The sequence below is a fragment of the Couchioplanes azureus genome (genome assembly GCF_014648355.1).
In the GTDB taxonomy this organism is placed as follows: Bacteria; Actinomycetota; Actinomycetes; order Mycobacteriales; family Micromonosporaceae; genus Actinoplanes; species Actinoplanes azureus.
In genome coordinates, this window is sequence record NZ_BMQY01000002.1 from 280186 (window position 1) to 300780 (window position 20595).

19 protein-coding genes are annotated in these 20595 nt (G+C 73.5%); 7 read left to right on the forward strand and 12 right to left on the reverse strand.

Going from position 1 to position 20595, the window contains the following annotated elements:
* Position 1: 1 nt before the first annotated feature.
* Genes IEY99_RS08465 through IEY99_RS08495 form a run of 7 tightly spaced genes read right to left on the reverse strand, consistent with a single transcriptional unit; the run spans position 2 to position 8060 of the window.
* Complete coding sequence (locus IEY99_RS08465) at positions 2-1543, reverse strand: class I adenylate-forming enzyme family protein (RefSeq protein WP_189201144.1); 1542 nt, start codon at positions 1541-1543, stop codon at positions 2-4.
* Positions 1540-3021: an FAD-binding oxidoreductase gene (locus IEY99_RS08470; RefSeq protein ID WP_229798345.1), complete on the reverse strand. Its 1482-nt coding sequence runs from the start codon at positions 3019-3021 to the stop codon at positions 1540-1542. Before IEY99_RS08470 ends, IEY99_RS08465 begins: the two co-directional genes overlap by 4 nt.
* A gap of 3 nt (positions 3022-3024) precedes the next feature.
* Complete coding sequence (locus IEY99_RS08475) at positions 3025-4002, reverse strand: VOC family protein (RefSeq protein WP_189201146.1); 978 nt, start codon at positions 4000-4002, stop codon at positions 3025-3027.
* A gap of 17 nt (positions 4003-4019) precedes the next feature.
* Entirely contained in the window at positions 4020-4850 is an 831-nt protein-coding gene (locus IEY99_RS08480; RefSeq protein ID WP_189201149.1) for a VOC family protein, read from the reverse strand.
* Complete coding sequence (locus IEY99_RS08485) at positions 4847-6028, reverse strand: NAD(P)/FAD-dependent oxidoreductase (RefSeq protein WP_189201151.1); 1182 nt, start codon at positions 6026-6028, stop codon at positions 4847-4849. The genes IEY99_RS08480 and IEY99_RS08485 overlap by 4 nt, the downstream gene beginning before the upstream one ends.
* Entirely contained in the window at positions 6025-7029 is a 1005-nt protein-coding gene (locus IEY99_RS08490) for a hypothetical protein (RefSeq protein WP_189201153.1), read from the reverse strand. Before IEY99_RS08490 ends, IEY99_RS08485 begins: the two co-directional genes overlap by 4 nt.
* A 59-nt stretch (positions 7030-7088) precedes the next feature.
* A complete protein-coding gene (locus IEY99_RS08495) occupies positions 7089-8060 on the reverse strand; it encodes a VOC family protein (protein ID WP_189201155.1) in 972 nt (323 codons plus the stop codon).
* A gap of 148 nt (positions 8061-8208) precedes the next feature.
* On the opposite strand from IEY99_RS08495, the gene IEY99_RS08500 reads away from it, so the two are divergent.
* Complete coding sequence (locus tag IEY99_RS08500; RefSeq protein ID WP_189201157.1) at positions 8209-8553, forward strand: MmcQ/YjbR family DNA-binding protein; 345 nt, start codon at positions 8209-8211, stop codon at positions 8551-8553.
* Between the two features lie 123 nt (positions 8554-8676).
* Entirely contained in the window at positions 8677-9102 is a 426-nt protein-coding gene (locus tag IEY99_RS08505) for a hypothetical protein (protein ID WP_189201159.1), read from the forward strand.
* Here IEY99_RS08505 and IEY99_RS08510 read toward each other — a convergent pair.
* From IEY99_RS08510 to IEY99_RS08520, 3 genes are all read right to left on the reverse strand, one after another.
* Complete coding sequence (locus IEY99_RS08510) at positions 9091-9354, reverse strand: hypothetical protein (protein ID WP_189201161.1); 264 nt, start codon at positions 9352-9354, stop codon at positions 9091-9093. The two genes, IEY99_RS08505 and IEY99_RS08510, sit on opposite strands and share 12 nt — an antisense overlap.
* A 5-nt stretch (positions 9355-9359) precedes the next feature.
* A complete protein-coding gene (locus tag IEY99_RS08515; RefSeq protein ID WP_189201163.1) occupies positions 9360-9941 on the reverse strand; it encodes a hypothetical protein in 582 nt (193 codons plus the stop codon).
* A gap of 93 nt (positions 9942-10034) precedes the next feature.
* Entirely contained in the window at positions 10035-11081 is a 1047-nt protein-coding gene (locus IEY99_RS08520) for a DUF5937 family protein (RefSeq protein WP_189201165.1), read from the reverse strand.
* Between the two features lie 100 nt (positions 11082-11181).
* Here IEY99_RS08520 and IEY99_RS08525 point away from each other — a divergent pair, with 100 nt between their 5' ends.
* Together IEY99_RS08525 and IEY99_RS08530 are read left to right on the forward strand one after the other, a co-directional pair.
* Positions 11182-12303 (forward strand): MFS transporter, encoded by a 1122-nt coding sequence (locus IEY99_RS08525; RefSeq protein ID WP_229798347.1) that lies wholly within the window; start codon positions 11182-11184, stop codon positions 12301-12303.
* Positions 12304-12407: 104 nt separating this feature from the next.
* On the forward strand, positions 12408-14876 hold the full coding sequence (locus tag IEY99_RS08530; RefSeq protein WP_189201169.1) for a hypothetical protein: 2469 nt from the start codon (positions 12408-12410) through the stop codon (positions 14874-14876).
* A gap of 67 nt (positions 14877-14943) precedes the next feature.
* Here the strand turns inward: IEY99_RS08530 and IEY99_RS08535 are convergent, their stop codons facing one another.
* Positions 14944-16137: a sensor domain-containing phosphodiesterase gene (locus IEY99_RS08535; RefSeq protein ID WP_189201171.1), complete on the reverse strand. Its 1194-nt coding sequence runs from the start codon at positions 16135-16137 to the stop codon at positions 14944-14946.
* 251 nt (positions 16138-16388) lie between these two features.
* Between IEY99_RS08535 and IEY99_RS08540 the strand changes: the two genes are divergently transcribed.
* From IEY99_RS08540 to IEY99_RS08550, 3 genes are all read left to right on the forward strand, one after another.
* Complete coding sequence (locus tag IEY99_RS08540) at positions 16389-16802, forward strand: DUF6069 family protein (protein WP_189201173.1); 414 nt, start codon at positions 16389-16391, stop codon at positions 16800-16802.
* Between the two features lie 64 nt (positions 16803-16866).
* Positions 16867-17226, forward strand: a complete 360-nt coding sequence (locus tag IEY99_RS08545; RefSeq protein ID WP_189201175.1) for a YciI family protein — start codon at positions 16867-16869, stop codon at positions 17224-17226.
* A 20-nt stretch (positions 17227-17246) separates the two neighbouring features.
* The gene (locus IEY99_RS08550; protein WP_189201177.1) at positions 17247-18437 is read left to right on the forward strand and encodes an RNA polymerase sigma factor; all 1191 of its coding nucleotides are present in this window, start codon (positions 17247-17249) and stop codon (positions 18435-18437) included.
* A gap of 59 nt (positions 18438-18496) precedes the next feature.
* Here the strand turns inward: IEY99_RS08550 and IEY99_RS08555 are convergent, their stop codons facing one another.
* Entirely contained in the window at positions 18497-20215 is a 1719-nt protein-coding gene (locus IEY99_RS08555; protein ID WP_189201179.1) for a superantigen-like protein SSL4, read from the reverse strand.
* Positions 20216-20595 lie beyond the last annotated feature (380 nt).

Genomic DNA, 20595 nt, shown 5'->3' on the forward strand with positions numbered 1-20595 from the left:
CTCACCGCCGGGCCAGGCGCTGGGTCGGCCCGGCCGCGACCAGTTCCCGCAGCCGGGGCAGGTCGACCTTGCCGATCGCCGTCCGCGGGATCTCGTCGACCAGGCACAGCTCCTCGGGCAGCTTGAAGGGCGCCAGCCGCTCGCTCAGCTCGGCCCGCAGCTCGGTCAGCCCCGGACGGCGCCCGGCCGCCGGGCGCACGCAGGCGCACACCGTCTCGCCGACCACCGGGTCGGTGCGGCCGAACACGGCAGCGTCCGCCACGTCCGGGCAGCGCAGCAGCGCCCGCTCCACCTCGACCGGGTCCACCTTGAGCCCGCCGCGGTCGATCCGGTGCGCCAGCCGGCCGTGGATGTAGAGGCGGCCCTGCTCGTCCAGCCGGCCCAGGTCGCCGGAGTAGTACCAGGCCTCCGCCGAGGGCGCCTCGCCGTAGTACCGCACCGGGAACGCGGCCCGGGAGAAGGCGACCTCGCCGACCTCGCCGAGCGGCAGCGGCTCCCGGTCCGGGCCGACGATGCGGACCGTGCCGGGGTCCGGGCGCCCGACCGAGCCGCGGAGCACGTCCTCCGCGTCCTTGGTCGCCACGCCGATGCCCTCGCTGGAGCCGTACATGACCATCAGGTCGACGGCGAGCCGCTCCCAGATGGCGTTCACCAGCTCCGGCGGGAAGGAGCCCGCGGTGCCGACGCTGAACCGCAGCGTGTCGATCTGGTGCAGGGCCGGGTCGAGGCGGTCCAGCAGCAGCGAGAAGTGCGCCGGTGCGCCGTTGAGCACGGTGACGCCGTACCGGCCGCAGGCCTGCAGGGCGGCCTCCGGGGAGAACCGGTCCAGCAGCACCAGCGTGCCGCCGGCCAGCAGCCCGGCGAGGGCCATCATCATGCCGAAGCCGTGCGACAGCGGCAGCTGGGCCAGGTGCACGTCCTCCGGCCGGAACTCCAGCCAGCCGGCGAGCCCGCGCCAGCGACCGGCCAGGTTGCCGTGGAAGCCGACGGTCGTCTTCGGGGTGCCCGTCGTGCCGGAGCTGACGAACACGACGGCGGGGTCGTCCGGCGCCGGGCCGGGACCGTGATCGGTCTCGCCCAGGTCGTCGACCGTCCACCGGACGAACTCCGCCGGGGCGAGATGGCCGGTCACCACGACGAACTGCAGGTCCGGGTGGCGGCGGCGGAGCGCGGACGGGGTCGCGTACGGATTCATCCGCTCGTCGCCCGGCTCGTAGATCAGCAGCCGGGCGCCGGTCTTCGTGACCACCGCGTCCAGCTCCGGCACGGTGAACCGGTGGTCCGTGGCGACGTGCACCGCGCCGCGGTTCCACGCCGCCAGCATCGCCACCAGATGCTCGCAGCGGTTGCCCACCGAACAGGCCACCCGGTCGCCGGGACCGACGCCCAGCCTCCGGTAGATCGCGGCCAGCCGTCCGGCCGCCTCGCTCAGGTCGGCGTGGGTCATCCGGTGCCGGGGGCAGATCAGGGCCGCCCGGTCCGGCCATCGCTGGGCGGTCGCGGACAGCGCGGCCGCCAACGTCGGTGCTGGTTCGGCACTCATGGCCGCTCCCGGAGGTCGTGGACGCTCGTCACCCCAACCTTCTCGGTCACGGCTTCGGGTGTCTTCTCGGCGCTTGCGGTTGTCCCACCGCCGGCCGGCGGGATGTTCTGGTTGAGGCGGAAGACGTTGGCCGGGTCGTAGCGGGCCTTCACCGCGCGCAGCCGCGACCAGCTCGCCGGGTCGTACGCCGCGCGCACCCGCTCCGGGCCCTCGTCACCGAGCTCGTTGACGTAGACCCCGGCGGTGGACGGACGCAGCCCGTCCCACAGACCGTGCACCCAGTCGCGGTGGGCGCGTGCCTCGGCGGGACGCCGCCACACCGCGTCCACCGACACGCTGAACGCGGCGTCGCGGTGGCCGACCGCGGTCTCGGACGGCCCGGCCCGGGCCACCGCCCCGCCGAGCGGCGAGATCATCACGATGCAGTGCGGCGACGGGACCGCGGCGGCACCGCCGTCCAGCACGGCGATCGCGCGGTCGTCCAGGGCCGGTAGGTATCCCGCGCGACCGTACACGTAGGACCCGAAGCGGCCCGCCATGTCGTACAGACGTTGCAGCGAGGTGTAGCGCATGCGGCCGGTCCGGCGCAGCAGGGGCGGACCGAGGTCGGCGAGCGCGGAGAGGTCCCGCTCGGCGACGGCCTCGGCGCCGAGGTGGCACACGGCGATCGCCACCGCCGGCACGCCGTGCAGCTCCGCCGGGACGAACGGCGCGGGAGGCAGCCTCAGCAGGTTGCACTGCGCGGAGAGGACGTCGGGGGCGTCCCGGATGAAGTCGCGGTACCACCGCAGCACCCGGCCGGCCGCGGCCGCCGGATAGAAGACGGCACCGCCGGTCACCAGGGGGCCCACCGGATGCAGCTCGAACTCCAGGGAGGTCGCCACGCCGAAGTTGCCGCCGCCGCCGCGCAGCGCCCAGAACAGCTCCGCGTCCGTGACGGCGTCCACATGCGACAGCCGGCCGTCCGCGGTGACGAGGTCCACCGAGCGCAGGTTGTCCGCGGCCAGGCCGTAGCGGCGCATCAGCCAGCCGAAGCCGCCGCCGAGGGTCAGGCCGGCCACCCCGGTGGTGGAGATACGCCCGCCGGTGGTCGCCAGGCCGTGGACCTGCGCCTGCCGGTCGAAGTCGCCCCAGAGCACCCCGGGCTCGGCCACCGCGGTCCGGCGGTCCGGGTCCACCCGGACCGCGCGCATCCCGGACAGGTCCAGGGTGAGCCCGCCGTCGCTGACGGCGCAGCCGGTGACGTTGTGGCCGGTACTGCGCACCGACAGCTCGATGCCGTGGCGTACGGCGTAGCGCACCGCGGCCGCGACGTCGTCCGCGCCGGCGCACCGCACGATCAGCATCGGCCGGCGGTCGATCGCGCCGTTCCACACCCGGCGCGCGGCGTCGTACCCGTCGTCGCCCGGTCGCAGCAGCAGGCCACGCACCAGTCCCCGCAGGTCCCGGTACGCGGCCTGGCCGGCGGAGCCCGCCACGGCTCAGTACGTCCGCGAGATGATCGTGCGCAGCTTCCGGCCGCTGGGCGTGCGCAGCGCCTCCTCGGAGGGTTCGTACAGGAAGTACACGTGGCCGGACGGGTCGGTGTAGCGGGCGGTCGCGCCGATCTCCGAGCGGACGATGCCCTCGGGCGACTGGATCCCCCGCTCGGCCAGCTCCTTGACCGCCACCTCGATGTCCGGGGCGTGGAAGACCACCGCCTTGCCACCCATCTCCGCCGGGTTCACGGTGCGCGGCGGGCACGGGTGGTCGATGATCTCGTGCTCCTCCCGTACCGTCTCCAGCGAGTGCGTGGTCAGGATGATCCCGCCGGTGTCGTACTTGATGACGCCTTCCTCGTCGGCGGTGGAGGCGCGGCTGCACGGCCCGCCCTCCAGGTCGCGGATCGCCAGGCCCTCGGCGTAGACGTCGACGGCCTCCTCGGCGTCGCGGATGAACAGGAACAGGTAGATCAGTGGCTTGCCGTCCAGGCTGAAGTCCGGCCCGCCGTGCGGGCCGCGCAGGCCCGGCTCGCCGTCGGCCTGGTACAGCTTGCGGACCGCCTGGATCCGGTCGCCGCTCGGCCAGGTCAGCGACTCCTCCGAGGTCTCGTACAGGGTGAACCAGTGCCCGTCGGGGTCGTAGAAGTCGCTGATCCCGCCGATCTCGTAGTTGTGGGTCTCGGTGAACTCCACGCCGCGTTCCTCCAGCGCGGCGCGCGCGGCGTCCAGGTCCTCGACCAGGAACACGATGTCGGTGGAGTGGTCGGGCTCGTTCGGCAGCGCGATGCCGTAGTCGTCCGCCCGGTTCAGCGCCAGGATCACCTCGCCGGTGTCGTACTTGACGGACCGGTCGTCCTCCTCGAGCACGCGCAGGCGCAGGGCCCGCTCGAAGAAGTCCCGCGACACGGCCAGGTCGCGCACGTAGAGGAAGAGATAGACGACGCGTCGCTCGGTCAGCGTGGCAGCATCGGTCGGCATGGGCAGGCTCCCTTGCTTCAGCGGCGGGTAGGGGCGCGATAGTTCCTGGAACTCGACCCGGAGGGGCGGGAGGTCATGAGCTCCATGACCTTGTCGGCGCTGCCCCAGGTGAGGCTCTCGGCCGACGGCTGGTAGAGGCAGAAGACGTGGCCCGACGGATCGCGGAAGCGTGCCGTGCCACCGATGTCGCTGAACCCGGCGCCCTGCGAGAACGTCAGCCCCCGCTCGCGCAGGTCCCGCTCGGCGGCGACGACGTCGCCGGTGTAGAACACCATCAGGCAGGCGTTGTGGCGGATCGGCCGCCCGTCCGGGCTCTGCGCGGCGTGGTAGACGGTCAGGTCGAGCGTTCCCGTACGGAACCGCGCGGAGTCGCCGGTCACCGTCTCGGGGCGCAGGCCGAGCACGTCGCGGTAGAACGGCAGCGCGGCGTCCAGGTCCGGTACGGCCACCCGCAGCTCACCGATCTCGGCGTCCAGCCCGGGATCGGCGGGGGCGCCGGTGAACCGGTAGTGATGCCCGTCGGCGTCGGTGAAGTCGTCACCGGTGCGCTGCCCGTAGCCGGACAGCGGCCGGAGCCGGTCCGGATCGGCGACCCGGCAGACGAGGGTGACGCCGTCCGCGTCCGGACGCTGGAACTTGCGCTCGGCGAACAGGTTGACCGCCAGGATGGTGCCGCCGGCGTCGTACTTCACCAGGCCGTGGTGCTCGTGCGGCGGGTGGAACTGGTTCTCGATGACGCGGAAGCCGAAGACCTCCTCGTACAGCCGGCGGTGCCGGGGCAACGAGGAGACGTCCAGGAACACAAACATCAGCGGCGAGTCGGCCAGGCCGTCGGTCTTGATGCTCATCGTTGTCCTTCCATGCCGGGCACCGCACGGGCGGGGTCGCAGGCGGGCACCGGTCCGCTCCGGCGCCCGGTGTCCATCGCCTCGGCCAGTCCCGCGCCGGCGGCGATGCCGGGTGGCAGGCCGTGACCGCCGAAGCCGGCGATCACCCACTGCCGTTGCGCCCACGGCACGGCGCCGATCAACGGCCGTCCGTCGGCGGTCTGGTCCATCACGCCCGCCCACCGCCGCCGCACCTCGAACCGGGGGAATCCGGGGAAGGCGGTGGGAAGGAAGGTTTCGAGGGCGCGCTGCACCGGCGGGTCGAGGCGCTCGTCCACGTCGTCCGATGTGGAGGCCGCGCGGCAGCCGCCGATGACGATCGACCCGTCGGGCGCCTGCCGCCAGTAGACGCTGCCGAAGTCGACGGCCATGCCCGGGGCGAACAGCGGCGGCAGGGGTGCGGTTGCCAGCACCTGCCCGCGTACCGGCCGGATGAAGCCGGCGAGCGTGGGGCAGAAGCGGGCGACCTCCGCGTGGCAGGCGTAGACCACCTGGGCGGCCCGGACCGTACCGCGGGTGGTCCGCACGCGCAGCGCAGCGTCGTGGCCGGCCACCACGCGCAGGACCCGGGTACGGGTGCCGATCCGGGCGCCGTGCCGCCGGGCCGCGGCGGCCAGTCCGTGCACCAGCCGCGCCGGCTGGACCACGTGCCCGTCCGGCATCCACCGCCCGCCGGCGAAGTGCCCGGCGACCGGCATCCGGAGCAGGCCGGCGCAGGCCGCCCGGTCGAGCGCGTGCAGCGGGCTGGCCGTCGCCGGCCGCCGCGCCACCTCGGCCCGGAACTGCTCCCACACCTCGGGGGAGGCGGCCAGGGCCAGATGGCCGGTACGCCGGTAGCCCGGGTCGAAGCCCTCCTCGGCGATCACCTTGCGGAGCACCGTGTCGTCCTCCATCGCCTGCAGCCCGGCCAGGTGGATGCCGGCGTTGCGGCCGCTCGCGCCCCACGCCAGCCGCCGGGCCTCGAGCAGCAGCACCGAGCCGCCGCGGCGGGCGATCCAGTAGGCCGCGGACACGCCCATCAGACCGCCGCCGACCACCACGACGTCGGCGCCGGGCGGCAGCGCGTCCGGTGCCGGGAACGGATCCGGATCGGAGGCCGCCAGCCAGCTGGTCGGCGGCCCCTCCCCTGGATTGGTCACATCACGCCGTCGGTCGCTCCCGCCACCACCGGCGCGACTTCCTTGTCACCCATCCGGGCCTGCCATTCCGCCATCACCTCGAAGATGTCGGCCGGCGGGGTGTTGAGCACGTCGGCGTAGATCTCGTCGTCCTTGGTCACGACGATGTCGAAGGCGGTCAGCTCGCCGGGGGTGAGCGTGCCCACCCGGGCGCCGGTCTCCTCGTGCACCAGGGCCACCGGACCGGTCGGCGAGTGGAAGTGCGTACCCACCGGCGGGTAGTGGTTGACCGTCGCCGGCCCGAAGATCAGCGGCTGGTCGGGGTCGGTGAGGACCGGGCCGAGCGGAGTGTGGATCTTCCACGACACCCGCCAGATCGCCGTGGCCGGGAAGTCGGACCCGTCGGGGCTGTTGGACTTCACGATGCCGTCGTTGGGCCGGTTGAAGTTCTGCTCGACGCGGATGGGTCCGAGCGCGGCCTGGATGATCTCACCGCCGTGCATGAGGATCTTCAGGTACATCTCGTTCTTGCCGTCGCCGTCGAGGTCCATGCGCGGGCTACGGTGCATGAGCACGATGCCGTTCTTCACGCTCATCTGGTAGTCCTTCACCACCCCGTCGATGGTGAGCAGGCAGGAGCAGACGCCCTTGAGCAGTTCCACGCCGCCGATCGCCGGGAAGTTGTGGTTGAAGCCCCGCACGGCCTGGGTGAAGGCCTCCTTGGGGCCCTCGGTGGCGGTCAGCGAGGAGATCCGGCCGGCCAGCGCGATGTAGTCGGGATCGTTCTGGGCGTTGATCCGGTCCTGGATGGACTTCCAGCGGAACACCTCGACGACCTTGATGTTGCCGCCGTTACGGCCGCCGCGCAGCACCTCGATGGGGTAGTCGCCGGCGAAGCCGTGCTCCCGCAACAGCGACCACTTGGCGCGGACCTGCTCGACGAGCTCGTCGACCTGGGCCGGCTCGGCCTCGTAGGTCTCCATCTGGACCAGGGATTCATTGCGGTACACGTTGACGGGCATGGCTGTTCCCTCTCTGCTTGTGCAACGGGAGTTCAACGAAGTCGTCTGGAGAAATTGTTTCAGCGGGCGGTGCCGGCGCCTTCTCGCCGTTTGCTCTGCTGCGCACCGTTCACCGGCGCCCTTTCCAACAGGAAGAACGGATGGCCGAACGGGTCCTCGAAACGCGCCAGCGTGCCGGACGGGTCGGCCTGGGCGCCGAGCGGGAACGCCACACCCCGGCCGGTCAACCGGTCGACCGTCGTGGCGACGTCGTCCACCCGGAACACCGGCGCGATGCCCTGGCCGTGCGCCGGGGTGAACTCGCGGGGGGAGTACGGCCGGCCGAGGTCGTCGAAGACCATGCTCTTCTCGTGCATGTGGTGGGTGGCGAGCAGCACGTCGCCGCCGTCGTACTTGCCGATCCCCTCGATCTCCTCGTCGCAGTCCTGGTTGCAGCAGTGCACCCGCTCGAGCAGTTCGAGGCCGAGCCGGTCGCGATAGAAGTCGAGGGCGGCGGTCTGGTCGTTCTCGAACATGAACAGGTAGACCAGGGGGCTGCCGGCCAGGCCGGTCTGCGCGGGCGTGCCCTCGGCCGGGCCCGCCGCGGGCCCGATGACCTCCGCACCGCCGCGGCCGTGCGAGCGCCAGACCTCCTTCACCTTGGGCCCGCTCGGCCAGCCGAGCGCGGTCGGCGACGGCTGGTAGAGCATCAGCCGGTGCCCGCTCGGGTCGTAGAAGTCGGTCACCGAGCCGATCTCGTAGCTGCGCCGCCGTTCGAACTGGATGCCCCGGCCCTCGAGGGCGGCGCGGGTCGCCTCGATGTCCTCGACCAGGAACACCACGTCGGACGAGTCGTCGCGGCGCCCGAACAGCTGCACGCCGTGGCGGCCTGCGGGACGCAACCACAGGTCGATGCCGCCCGCGCCGACGCGTGCCTCGTTGGGCTCGGCCGGGAGCAGGGGCAGGCCCAGCCGGCGGTGATAGAAGTCCGCGGACTCGGCGACGTTGGACGCGTACATCACCAGGGAGACAAGGGGAGCACCGGTCAGCATTCGCCACCTCCAGGCGTGGAGCCGTCCCCGTCATGCTCGGCCGGTGCCGGCTCGGGCGCCTTCTCTCGTGTTGCTCTTTCGGCTACGAAGATCGGCGCCGTTGCCGGGGTGGTTGCGCGTACGGGCGCCACGGCGTACGACTGATGCCATGACCGGGGAAGAAATGCTCGCGTACTGCCTGTCCAAGCCCGGCGCCTGGCAGGACGAGCCGTGGGAGGGCGACGTCGTGGCCAAGGTGGGCGCGAAGGTCTTCGCGTTCCTCGGCGCGGAGATCACCTCCGTCGGCGTCAAGTGCGGCAAGGACCGCGACGCCGCGGACGAGTGGCTGAAGCGCTATCCGGACGACGCGTCGCCGTCGTCCTACATCGGCCGGTACGGCTGGAACTCGCTGCGGATCGGCGGGGCGATCCCGGACGAGGAGCTGCGCGAGGCGGTGGACGCCTCGTACGACGCGGTCGTCAAGACCCTGCCCAAGAAGGACCGGCCGACCTAGGGCGTGGCGACCGGCCCGAGATGAGCAAGCTGGAAGTACTCCCGCCCCGGCGGCGGCTTGCACAATACAGGGACGACCCGCACAAGGAGCAGCACGGTGGCGACGCACCCGAGGATCGGACGCTTGCACGCCTCGCGCCAGGACGTGGCGGCGCTGCGGCGCTTCTTCGACGAGTCGCTGTGCCTGCGGGCCACGGCGGAGGACCGGAAGTCGATCAGCTACGAGGCCGGCGGCGTCGTCCTGGTCCTGGACTGGTCCCTCGACCACCGCGCCACGTCCGCCGACCACCGCGCCACGTCCGCGCAGAGCGGTCCGTGTGCTGAGGTGGTTCTGCTGGTCGACGAGATCGACGCGGTCCGGGCGGTGCTGGAGACCCGCGGCGTGCGCTGCACCGGCGCGGAGGGGTCCGCAAGCATCAGCTTCGCCGTTCCCGACGGGCCGCGGTTCGTGATGCTCAGCCTGTCCGACGAGTGTCTGATGTGGCCCAGCGTCGGCTGGCGGGCCGGCCCGTCCGCGGTGGTGCGTACCCCGCCGCGGTCAGCGCCGTAGGGGCTCGTCGTCGCCCACTCCCCCGGGTCGGCGGTCCGCCGCCGGAGGGCGGGAGGGTCCGCCGGGTCGGCGGTCCGCCGCTGGAAGCCGCCAGCGTCCGTCGGCCCGGGCGCGCACCCTCGGCCGCCGCAACAGCAGGCCGAGGGACACCACGACCAGCACCGCGTTGCCGGCGAGCAGCAGGGCGTCCGCCGTACCCATCCCGCCGTGCCGGTGGGCCGCCGCGAGGACGACGAGTCCGACGGCCGTCATGGCCGTCAGACGACCGGGGCCGGCAGCGACTCCGGCCGGATGCCGGCCGCCGAGGGCCGGCAACTGCACCGCATCCGCCGCGCCTGCGCCGCACTGGGCCGCAGATGCAGGTAGACGGCCACCACCATGGGGACGAAGACCACGGTGTTGTAGAAGAGGTGGAGCTCCACCCGGGGCGCCACCAGCTGCAGAATGCTGGTCGGCGCCGCCTGGCCGGGCAGCGGCCGCCCGGTCTGCGCCTGGAGCAGCAGGAGCAGGTGCTCGACGTGGTGCCACGCCTGCAGGCCGAACGCGAGCAGCCACCACCGCCGCGAGGCCCCGGTGAAGCCGTCGCGCAGCATCCACAGGCCCGCCAGCATGACCAGCGCGTAGCCGTAGTGCAGCCACTCGGAGGACACCAGCCAGGGGAACGGCACGCCCAGGACGCCGCGCGCCTGCGGACGCTGCCAGCCCAGTCCCCAGATCTGCACGGCCTGGACGATGTGCTCGGCCCAGTGCGCCAACACGATCAGCATGAAGACGTTCAGCGCGGCGCGGTGGTGGCTCTCGTTGAGCGTCCGGGGGGTCAGCAAGCCACCGTTCGCCATGGGAAGCCCTTTCCGTCGTGTCCGAGCACAGTGTCCCGACGGTAGCGGCGGCGCCTGCGAAGAGCTTCTCGAAACTTGCTCTTCCCGCCGCGCTCAGCGCAGCAGGACGGCGATCAGGTCCGCGCCCAGCGCCGCCGTCGCCGACAGGTCCAGCTGGTGGCTGACGTACCGGCCGCGCCGAGTCGTCACCGTGAGGCCGGCCTTCTTGAGGACGGCCAGGTGCCGGGACACCTCCGGGGCGCTGAGCTGCCACGCCTCGGCGAGCTCCCCGGTGGTGCGCGGCCCGCGCGCCAGCGTCCGGCACAGCCGCAGCCGGACGGGATGGGCGAAGGCGTCGATCCGGCGCCGCACCACGTCGAGCGGCACCGATTCCCCGGCCGCGGTGGGGTACTGCACGACCGGGCGGCAGCCGGGGGCGTACACGGAGACCAGGTGCGGGCGGCCGAACACGGTGGGGATGAAGGTCATCCCGTCCGCCGCGGTGGTCCAGCTGTCCTGCAGCTTGTCGAGGACGATCCGGGTGCCCGACAGGGTCATGGCCGGGGACATCGCCGCCAGCGCCGCCGCCAGGCCCTGCCGCTCGTGCAGGTCGGCCATGCGCCGCGCGTCGGCCGCCAGGTCGAACGCCACCCGCCGCCAGGCCTCCCCGAAGAACTCCTCGACGCAGTCCTCCAGCAGGCGCCGCACCCGCGCCCGGACCGGGCCCGGATCGTCGAGCAGCCGCTCGGCGAACGCGGCCTGGACCGGCCCTCGGGCCCGCGCAAGATCCTTGAGGCGGTCCGGCCCGCCGCGCCGGAACGACAGCCGCGAGCAGCCACAGGTGGTGACGAGCGCGGCCGCCACGTACGCCTCGTCGCTGACCGCGTCGACGTCGTCGAGCTCCTCGGCGAGGGTCGGCCGCGGGTGGGCGGGCACCAGGAAGTCGGCGCGCGACGAGTGCCACAGGAACTCCGCCTCGAGCAGCCGGTCGGTGAACGACGGCTTGCCGGCCGCCAGGACCCCGGCGGCCCACGGCTGCAGCGCGGGATGGTGCGCGGGCGCGGCGAGGACGTGCAGCATCGCGCCCAGCTCGGCCAGCGGGGACGCGGCGACGGCGAGGCGTTCCGCCGGCATGCCGGTGATGTCGATCGTCAGTGCCACGGCCCCATTGTGGGGCCGGTCCGCGCGGACCCCCGCGACGGTTGACGGGAACCGTCAATCGACGCGCCGATCGGCGGTCGTCCGGTGGACGGTCGGCGGCATGTTCTCGCCCCGCTACGCGGTCGCCCTGGCGGTCGACGCCCTCGGCTCCGGCCTCCTGCGCCCCTTCCTCCTCCTGTACGGCCTCAGCGTCCTGCACCTGAGCGTGACCTCCGCCGGCCTGGCGCTGACCGCCGGCCTGCTCACCGGGCTCGCCGGCATCCCGCTGCTCGGCCGCTGGATCGACGCGGGCGGGCGGCGCTCGCCGATGGCGGCGACGATGTTCGTCCGTGCGGCGGGCATCGCGGTGCTGCTCGCCGCGGAGGGGATGCCGGGCTACGTCGCGGCGGCGCTGCTGCTCGGCGCGGGCGGGCAGGCCCTGCCGACGGCGCAGGCGGCGCTCGTCACCGCGATGACGGACGGGCCGCCGGACCGGGCGCTCGCCCTGGCCCGGACGGTCCGCAACGCCGGACTCGGCGCCGGCGCGCTGGTGGCGGGCCTGGCGGTGGCCGGCGGTACGGACGTGCTCCGCCTGCTCGCCGTGGCCAACGGGGCCGGTTACCTGCTGGCGGGCGTGCTCATCCTGTCCCTGCCCCGCCCCGTCGTGGCCCGGGTGCCGATGCCGGACGGCGGCGGCACCGGGATCGGGCCGCTGGCGTGGGCGAACCTGCCGTACGCCCTCTGCTTCGGCGTGCTGGAGGTGGCGCTGCCGGCGCTGCTCGTCACCCACCTGGACGCCGCGCCGGGCTGGTCCGCGGCGCTGTTCGCGGGCAACACCGTGCTGGTCGTCGCCCTGCAGGTGTTCCTGGTCGTGCGGCTGCGCCGGCTCCCCCGCCGCACCGTCCTGGCGGCCGCGGGCGTGGTGCTCGCCGCGTCCTACCTCGGGTTCTGGGCGGCGGGGCCGGCCGGGCCCGCGGCGGTCGCCCTGGTCGCGGTCCCCTACACCGTCGGGGAGATCCTGTACGCCGGCAGCGGCACCGCCCTGGTCGCCGCGGCCGCACCGCCCGGGGCGCTCGGGCGCGCGCTGGCCCGCTGGCAGCTCTCCACCGGCATCGGCAACGCGGCGGCCCCCGCCGTGCTGACCACCCTGCTGAGCGCGGGTCCCGGGGTGCTCTGGGGGCTGCTGGCCGGAGCCACGCTGGCGGCGGCCGCCGCGGTCCGGCGCTGGGCGCCCGCGGTATGACCCTCGCGAAAACCCTTTTGATTGCGGGCCGGTTGCCGATGGGTTGCGCCGCCATGGTGACCGGCCCCGAGAGCCGGGCCGCCGCCCCGATCGAGAAGGTACGCATGACTGACACTGCCGGGCCCCGCGCGTCCCGCCGGGAACGACGCCGCGACGCGGTCACCGCCAAGCGGCTCGCCGCCGCCGCCCTGCTTCCGCTGCTCTCGGCGCCCCTGCTGGTGAGCCAGCCGGCCCAGGCCGCCCCGCCGGCCGGGGCGGCCAAGCCGGCGCAGGCCGCCCCGCCGGCCCCGGCCGCCAAGCCGGCCGCGCTGGCGTACTCGCTGGCGCCGACGGTGGCACCGCCGGCCATGTCGATCAACGATTGCCGCACCGACGCCGCCTGCGTCTTCGCGCCGGCGCCGTCGGGCGGCGACGACCACGCCGCGCTCGAGGCCGCGGTGGACCGGGCCGCCGCCCTGGTGGTCCCGGCCGTGCTGGACGCGGGCGGGGCCGTGCGCACGCCGGCCCGGCCGGCGACGGTGCTGCTCTCGGCCGGCACCTACCGGCTGAGCCGCGGCCTGCAGCTGCCGCCGAACGTGAACCTGCGCGGTCGGGGCCTGCGGCACACCACGGTCTCGATGATCACGGCGAACTGGCAGAACTTCACCTACGGCTACCTGATCAGCTGGGACTTCCACACCCGCCAGGCCGGCAGCAGCAACCTGGTCGCGGACCTCACCGTGAACGGCAACTGCCGCGAGGGCGCCGGCGCCCCGATTCGGCGGAACCTGCCGGGCCGCCCCGGCGCGTACTGCGACTTCCGCGGGCCCGACGGCAGCCTGGCCAGCACGAACGCCGGTGGCGGCATCGCCGTCGGCGACCGCTGGACGGTACGCCAGGTGCGCTTCACCAACCTGGAGTACTTCAAGGTGTGGGTCGGCGACGGCGTGCGGGACGTCCGCCTCGTCGACAACCGCTTCGACAACTGGGGCGGCGCGGAGTCCGGCGACGAGGACAACGTGGGCGGCGGCAGCCGCAACGACAGTGTCGTGGTCGAGTACAACCAGTTCGACAAGACCATCCACGGCAACAGCTTCGACTTCACCAACGCCATCCGCACCACCGTGCGCCGCAACACCGTCGTCTCCGACGGCGCCGTGGCGGCGGCCCGCGGCGAGCGGTGGAGCTCCGGCAACATGTACCTGGAGGGCCTGGTGCAGGCCACCGTCGCGGACAACGTGCTGCACGGCGCGCAGATCAGCCTGAAGACCAACGGTGGCTACGAGCACAGCGGCGAGAACAAGGACATCACCAACCCGCGGGACTCGGTGGTCTCCGGCAACCGGATCAGCTACCCCGGCGAGGCGGGCATCGTCGTCGTCTACGACGACTACCGCGACGCCGACGACACGACCGGCACCACCGGGGGCTGGAACGACAAGAGCACCGTCGACACCGATCACATCGTCCGTCCCGGCGGTAACAACGTCATCCGGGACAACGTGGTCCAGTACGCGGGCCGCTCCGGCATCCTGGTGCTCGGCAGCTACGCCCACGCCAAGGACGCCCCGGACACCATCACCGGCAACCTGGTGCGCAACTCCGGCTGGGGCGGTTCGACCGGTTACGACACCGGCGCGGGGTTCTTCGACACCGCCGGCATCGGCCTGTCCATCGGCGACGGCGACCGGGTGTACGGCAACACCGTCGGCGACGGCCCCGGGAAGCCGACCACCTGGTACGGCATCCACCTGGGCGCCCGCCGCGCGCCCACCACGCCGACGAACACGGTGCTCACGGGTCCGGCCGGGCAGGCCAACACGGCCGGCCGGCTGATCGCCTCCGCCTACCACCGCGTGGCCCAGGCCCCGGAGGCCCCGAACAACCTGACCGCGCACGGGCGGACGCTCAGCTGGGAGGAGTCGTACGCGCTGGAGGGCCGCCCGATCGCCGGCTACCGGGTGTACCGCGACGGCCGGGTCGTCGGCGACCTGCCGGTCGGCAGCGCGACGATCCCGGGCAACCTGCTCACCGCGGACGAGTCCGGCCTGGAGAAGGCCGCCGCCGGCACCGCCGGCTGGACCGCCGGGTTCCGCACCACGCTGGCCCGGGTCGGCACCACCGGCGCGGCCGGCACGGGGGCGATGTCGCTGACCTCGAGCGGCACCGGCGAGGTCAGCTTCGCGGGCCGCAAGCTGGACGCCACCCCGGGGCAGGTCTACACCTCGGTCGTCTCGGCACAGGCGCAGGGCGCCGGCCGGTGGGTGCGCGCGGGCCTGAAGTTCACCACCGCCGACGGCCGGGTGCACAACCTGGCGACCAACAACCGGGCCACCGTCGACGCCACGACCGGCTGGATGACCAGCAGCTACACGGTCGAGGCGCCGGCCGACGCGGTGTCGGTGCAGGCCTGGTACCTGATCGAGGGCACGGTGGCCGGCGAGGTGCACCTCGTCGACCGGCTCGGGCTGGTCGCCGGCACGCGCACCGAGCAGTGGACCGAGCCCCGGCGGCACGTCAAGCCCGGCCTCTACCACGTGGTGGCGTACACCGCGGCGGAGAACTCCACCCCCGTCACGGTGGCGATGCCGTAGGCCGGTCCCCATGACGAAGCGTCCCCGGGAGCGACACGCTCCCGGGGACGCCGTGTGTCCGGCGGGCCTATGACGCGACGGCTACCGCGTAGTCCTCGCGCAGCTCCTCCGGGCTGGTCGCCCGGCCGAAGAGCCACCCCTGACCCAGGTCGACACCGACGGCGGTCAGGGCCGCGGCGTCGGCCTCGGTCTCCACGCCCTCGGCGACCACGGTGGCGCCGGTGGCCCGGGCCAGGTCGACCAGGGAGTGGGTCACCACGCTCAGCACCGGGTCGGTGCCGATCCCCGTGACGATGCTGCGGTCCAGCTTGATGACGTCGGGGGCGGTGACGACGATGTGGCGCAGCGACGAGAACCCGGCGCCCACGTCGTCGATCGCCAGGCGCATGCCGCGGGCGCGCAGCGGGGCCAGCACGGCCTTGAGCGCGTCGTAGTCCTCGACCGGTTCGTGCTCGGAGAGCTCCAGCACCACCCGGTCCAGCGGGAACCGGTCGAGCAGGCGGGTGCAGGCCCGGGTCAGCAGGGTCGCCGGCGAGACGTTCATGGTCACGTAGTGCGGCACGCGGTCCAGGTGGGCGGCGGCCCGGCGCAGCGCCAGCAGTTCGAGCCGGTGCCCCTCGCCGATGGCGTGGGCGTCGGCGAAGCAGCGGTCCGGCGGCAGGTCCCACTCCCGGGGGAAGCGGCTCAGCGCCTCCGCGCCGACCCGGACCCGGCTCGCCAGGTCGACGATGGGCTGCAGCAGCACGACCGGGCCGCCGGCGTCCAGCACCGGGCCCAGCCGCTCGGCGATCTCGGCGTGCCGGGCCGCCTCCTGCAGGCCGGGCTCGATGATCACCGAGGCGGCGTGCGAGAGCACGTCCATCAGCGCGCGGTCCCGCGGGGCGAGCTCGGGGTCGGTGGAGAAGCCGGCCGCGCAGAAGGTGCCGTAGACCGTGCCGTCGCTGAGGACCACCGGCACCGAGACGAAGCTGCGCATCCAGGGAACCTGGGCGCCCGGCAGCTTCATGGCCTCCGGGTACGCGGTGACGTCCGCCATCACCGGAGGCAGCCGCCCGTCCAGGATCGCCTGGCAGAACGAGTTCTCCTGGGGATGGCTCATCCCCGCGCGGAAGGTGTCCGGGTTCGTGGAGTCGACGAGCTCCAGGGTCTGGTGCGTGCCGTCCAACCGGGTGAGGAACGCACAGCCGAGACCCAGTGACTGACGGGCCGTCCGCAACAGATCGGTGAGCTGCTGCGTCGCTTCCGTACGCTGGCTGAGCACGTCGCCTCCTTCCCGCGGCACCCCCGCCGCTGACAGCAACAATCGGCGGAATTGACGGCATCTTGAGCTTCGGCCCCCCGGGGTATCGCCCCTCGGGGCCGGCGAGGCAGGCCATCGTTCACACCCGCCCCGGGGGCCTCAGAAAAAAGTCCGGAAAAAACTTCGGTCGTGCTGTCGATTCCGGCCGGGCCCGTTCGTAGCCCTGGTGAGAGGCCGGCACGGAGCCGGTCCGCGACACACCGGAGGGCATCATGACCATCACCGCGAAGCCGGCCCGCACCGCCGACTCCCGCATCGTCGCGCTGATCGGGACCGGTCTCGCCGGCACCGCGGTCGCCGGTGCCGCCACCATGGCCGTCGCCGTGGCCGGACGGGCCGCCGGCGTCAGCCTCGACGTGGGCGGCGAGCCCATCCCGATGCCCGGATTCGCGGTGCTGACCGCGCTGTGCTCGGTGGCCGGCCTGGTCCTCGCCGCGGTCCTGTCCCGCACCGTGCGCCACCCGCGACGCGCGTTCGTGCGGACGACGGTGGCGCTCACCGTGCTCTCGCTGGTCCCGGACGTCATCGTGCAGGCCACCCCGGCCACCAAGGCGCTGCTGATGCTCACCCACCTGGTCGCCGCCGCGATCGTGATCCCCGCCGTCGCCCGTCGCCTGTCCGCCTGACCACGCTGTCCGCGGTCACCTCGTTTCTGCCACCATTCACCCGTCTACCCATCGGAGGAACGTCATGAAGCAGTACCTGCTGGCCGTACACATGGTCGAGGGCGAGCCGGCCCCCTCGGCGGAGGAGATGCAGACCGCCTTCGCGCAGGTCGACCGGGTCAACAAGGAGTTGCAGGACGCGGGGGCCTGGGTCTTCGGCGGCGGACTGCTGCCGCCGGACAGCGCCACCGTCGTACGCGCCGAGAACGGCCGGACCACCATGACCGACGGGCCGTTCGCCGAGACGAAGGAGCAGCTCGGCGGGTTCTGGGTCCTGCGCTGCCGGGACCTTGACGAGGCCCTGGCCTGGGCCGCCAAGTGCACCGAGGCCTGCATGCGGCCGGTCGAGGTGCGGCCCTTCCAGGACGACGAGCCCGAGAGCTGAGCGGGAACCGGCGCACCGGCATGGACCTCGACGGCGTCTACCGGGCGGAGTACGGCCGCTGCGTGGCCACCCTGGTCCGCCTCCTCGGCGACATCAACCTCGCCGAGGAGGCCGTGCAGGACGCGTTCGCGGTGGCCCTGGAGAAGTGGGAGGCCCTGCCGCCCAACCCGGGCGCCTGGATCGTGACCACCGCCCGCAACCGCGCCGTCGACCGGCTCCGCCGCGAGTCGACCCGCGAGGCACGACACGCCCAGGCGCTGCTGCTGCACCAGCAGGCCGAGCCCGAGGAGGTGGGACCGGTGCAGGACGACCAGCTCCGGCTCATCTTCACCTGCTGCCACCCGGCGCTGGCCCCGGACGCCCGCACCGCCCTCACGTTGCGCCTGCTCGGCGGGCTCGAGGTGCCGGAGATCGCCCGGGCGTACCTCGTGCCGGAGGCCACCGTCGCCCAGCGCATCGTGCGCGCCAAGAAGAAGATCCGCGACACCGGCATCCCCTACCGGGTCCCGGCCGCCGAGGAGCTGCCGGACCGGTTGCCGCCGGTGCTGACCGTGCTCTACCTCATGTTCAACGAGGGTTACACGGCCACCGCCGGGCCGCTGATCCGGACCGACCTGTGCGCGGAGGCGATCCGGCTCGCCCGGGAGCTCGCCGCGTTGCTGCCCGACGAGCCCGAGGTCCTCGGCCTGCTCGCCCTCCTGCTGCTCACCGAGGCGCGCCGGCCGGCCCGGCTCGGCCCGGGCGGTGAGCTGGTGCGGCTCGGCGACCAGGACCGGTCACTGTGGAACCGCGGCCTCATCGCCGAGGGCCACGACCTGGTCCGCCGCTGCCTGCGGCGCAACCGGCCCGGCCCGTACCAGATCCAGGCGGCGATCAACGCCGTGCACACCGACGGGACCGCCACCGACTGGTCGCAGGTGCTGGCCCTCTACGACCAGCTCCAGGCCCTGCTGCCGACGCCGGTCGTCGCGCTCAACCGCGCGGTCGCGGTCGCCGAGGTGCACGGGCCCGCGCTGGCCCTGGCGGCGCTGGAGGATGTGCAGCTGCCGGGCTACCACCTGCTTCCGGCGACCCGCGCCGACCTGCTGGTCCGGCTCGGACGCGAGGCGGAGGCCGCGGCCGCCTACGACGAGGCCATCGCCCTGGCCGGCAACGCGACCGAGCGCGCCTTCCTGGCATCCCGGCGCGCCGCGCTCGGCCCCCGGGGATAGCGCCGGCACACACAGGGCCGGACCCCTCGTGGGGATCCGGCCCTGTCGTGGTGGGAAGGTCAGCCTGTGACGGCCGTGCCGCCGCCCGGCGCCGCCGGCTTGCTGCCGGCGATCTGCCATTCCTTGCGCAGCGGCGGCAGGTCGAGCCGCTTCTCGAAGAGCTTGATGCCGAGGATCTTCAGCTGGGCGAAGAGCTGACCCTTGGCCTCGAAGCCCGCGTACACGCCCCAGCGCGGGGCGGTGCTGGTGCCCGCCGCGGCGTCGGCGCGCAGGTAGGGCGCCCACTCCAGGCCCGCACCGACCGCGCCGTAGAGGGCGACGTCGAACTGGGCGCCGATGGTGGCCTTGGCCTCGGCCGCGCCGTTGATCTCCAGCTTCCTGCCGGGCGTCACGTGCGAGGTGGCCAGCGGGATCTGCGACCAGCCCCGGTCCTTGCTGTAGCGCACGCCGAGGGACAGCTCGCCGGCGGTCTTCTGCTCGGCGTCGACGGTGATCTTGCCGGACGCGGAGACCTGGTAGAAGTACGTCAGGTCGGCGTCGACCACCACCGGGAAGCCGCCCACCAGCAGCGTGGTGTGCACGTGCACCTCGGCGAAGGGCAGCCGCAGCGGCTTGCGCCCGGTGTCCACCGTGCCGGCCAGGCCGGCGTGCACCTTCCAGCCGTAGTCGTACGCGCCGCCGATGCCGATCGCCGCCGCGGACGGGGCGACGCTGTACCAGTGCGCCCGTTCGTAGTTGAAGATGACCTGCGGCTGGAGGTGCACCCAGCCGGACAGCGTCGGACCGGCCTGCGCGGTGCCGGTGAAGCCGAGCTCGCCGACCGGCACGTCGAGGTCGAGCTTGATCTCGCTGCCGACGTTGTGCCGCTCCTTGCCCCCGGCCGCGGCCAGCGGCGCGGGTGCGACGGCTGCCGGCGGCAGCAGCGTCGCGCCGTCCAGCTCGCGGGAAGTGGCCGGCTCCGCGGGCTCCGACGACGAGGTGGGCGCCGAGGGCGACGCCTGGGTGGGCGGGGTGGTCGGCGGCGCGACGGACGCACCGGTCGACGGCGTCGCCGGGCCCGACGGGTCGCCGGCGCCGGCGGACGGGCTGGCCGGCGGCGTGGCGGCCGGCGACGACGCTCGCCCGGACGGGCTGACCGGCGGGGTGGCCACGGACGACGACGGGGCCGGCGCCCCGGTCTGCCCGGTCTTACCGGGCTGCGCGGCGGTCCGGCCGGCGACCTGCTCGATCGTGGCCGTGACACCCTTGGTCAACGGCTTGACCGTCACGTCGGTGGAGGGCACCGGGGTGCTGGTGGTGATCTTCTGGTCGCCCAGCAGGTCGGGCAGCGTGGCCGGGGTGACCGAGACCTGGCCGGCGGCGTCCGCACGGTCGTCGGTGACCTTCACCAGCGCGCCGTGGGGCAGGGTCTTCGAGCGTCCGCTGGCGATCACGTCACCCTTGCGGACCACGGGCTTGCCGGCCTGCGGCTTGCCGCCCCGCGGGGCGCCGACGAGGCGCGCCTTGCCCGCACGCGGGTCGTAGGAGGCGAGCTTGAGCTCGTCGCCGGCGACCCGCTGGACGCCACCGTTGCCGTCGGGCCGGGCGATCGTCACGGTGCCGGAGGTGTCGTCGGCGGCGGCCAGGGTGGCCGTCTCCCCCGCCGGGGCGGCCACGGCGGCGACCGTGGCCGATCGATCGGCCGGCGCGATGACCAGGCCCACCGTGATGCTGGCCGCACCGGTCACCGCGGTGGCGACCGCGAGGGTCAGCGGCCAACGCCTCGAGGTTCGCTTCAACCTCGTCCTCCAGATGTCGTGGATGCGCTACGCCCGGATCGCCACCACGGCGCGGGCGGGCCGCCATCGATGCGGCCTTGCGGGATGACAAGTACCGCATCGAAGATCAGGTGTACAGATCGGCGTCAGATGTAACACCTCACAGCGAATCGTGCACTGTGGACCGGATCGGGGCGTCTTCCCACGTCACGGCTCCCACCATCGAAGGAGAGAGGCGTTTCGATATTTTGCCGCCCATCCCAGTCAATGGGATGGCCGGATACCGGGCGGTCCCGGGGTGCACACCCGCCGGTCCTGCGACAAAACGGCCGCCCAGTCACGAAGCCCGCACCCCGCGGCTAACCGCCGACACGACTCGACCCCCGCCGAACCGATACGGT

Bases quoted from the DNA above. Each gene is read 5' to 3' on its own strand.
- IEY99_RS08525 (WP_229798347.1), top strand. From the start codon at position 11,182: ATGTTCTCGCCCCGCTACGCGGTCGCCCTGGCGGTCGACGCCCTCGGC.
- IEY99_RS08465 (WP_189201144.1), bottom strand. From the start codon at position 1,543: ATGAGTGCCGAACCAGCACCGACGTTGGCGGCCGCGCTGTCCGCGACC.
- IEY99_RS08530 (WP_189201169.1), top strand. From the start codon at position 12,408: ATGACTGACACTGCCGGGCCCCGCGCGTCCCGCCGGGAACGACGCCGC.
- IEY99_RS08545 (WP_189201175.1), top strand. From the start codon at position 16,867: ATGAAGCAGTACCTGCTGGCCGTACACATGGTCGAGGGCGAGCCGGCC.
- IEY99_RS08540 (WP_189201173.1), top strand. From the start codon at position 16,389: ATGACCATCACCGCGAAGCCGGCCCGCACCGCCGACTCCCGCATCGTC.
- IEY99_RS08490 (WP_189201153.1), bottom strand. From the start codon at position 7,029: ATGCCCGTCAACGTGTACCGCAATGAATCCCTGGTCCAGATGGAGACC.
- IEY99_RS08550 (WP_189201177.1), top strand. From the start codon at position 17,247: ATGGACCTCGACGGCGTCTACCGGGCGGAGTACGGCCGCTGCGTGGCC.
- IEY99_RS08500 (WP_189201157.1), top strand. From the start codon at position 8,209: ATGACCGGGGAAGAAATGCTCGCGTACTGCCTGTCCAAGCCCGGCGCC.
- IEY99_RS08515 (WP_189201163.1), bottom strand. From the start codon at position 9,941: ATGGCGAACGGTGGCTTGCTGACCCCCCGGACGCTCAACGAGAGCCAC.
- IEY99_RS08480 (WP_189201149.1), bottom strand. From the start codon at position 4,850: ATGAGCATCAAGACCGACGGCCTGGCCGACTCGCCGCTGATGTTTGTG.
- IEY99_RS08495 (WP_189201155.1), bottom strand. From the start codon at position 8,060: ATGCTGACCGGTGCTCCCCTTGTCTCCCTGGTGATGTACGCGTCCAAC.
- IEY99_RS08510 (WP_189201161.1), bottom strand. From the start codon at position 9,354: ATGACGGCCGTCGGACTCGTCGTCCTCGCGGCGGCCCACCGGCACGGC.
- IEY99_RS08475 (WP_189201146.1), bottom strand. From the start codon at position 4,002: ATGCCGACCGATGCTGCCACGCTGACCGAGCGACGCGTCGTCTATCTC.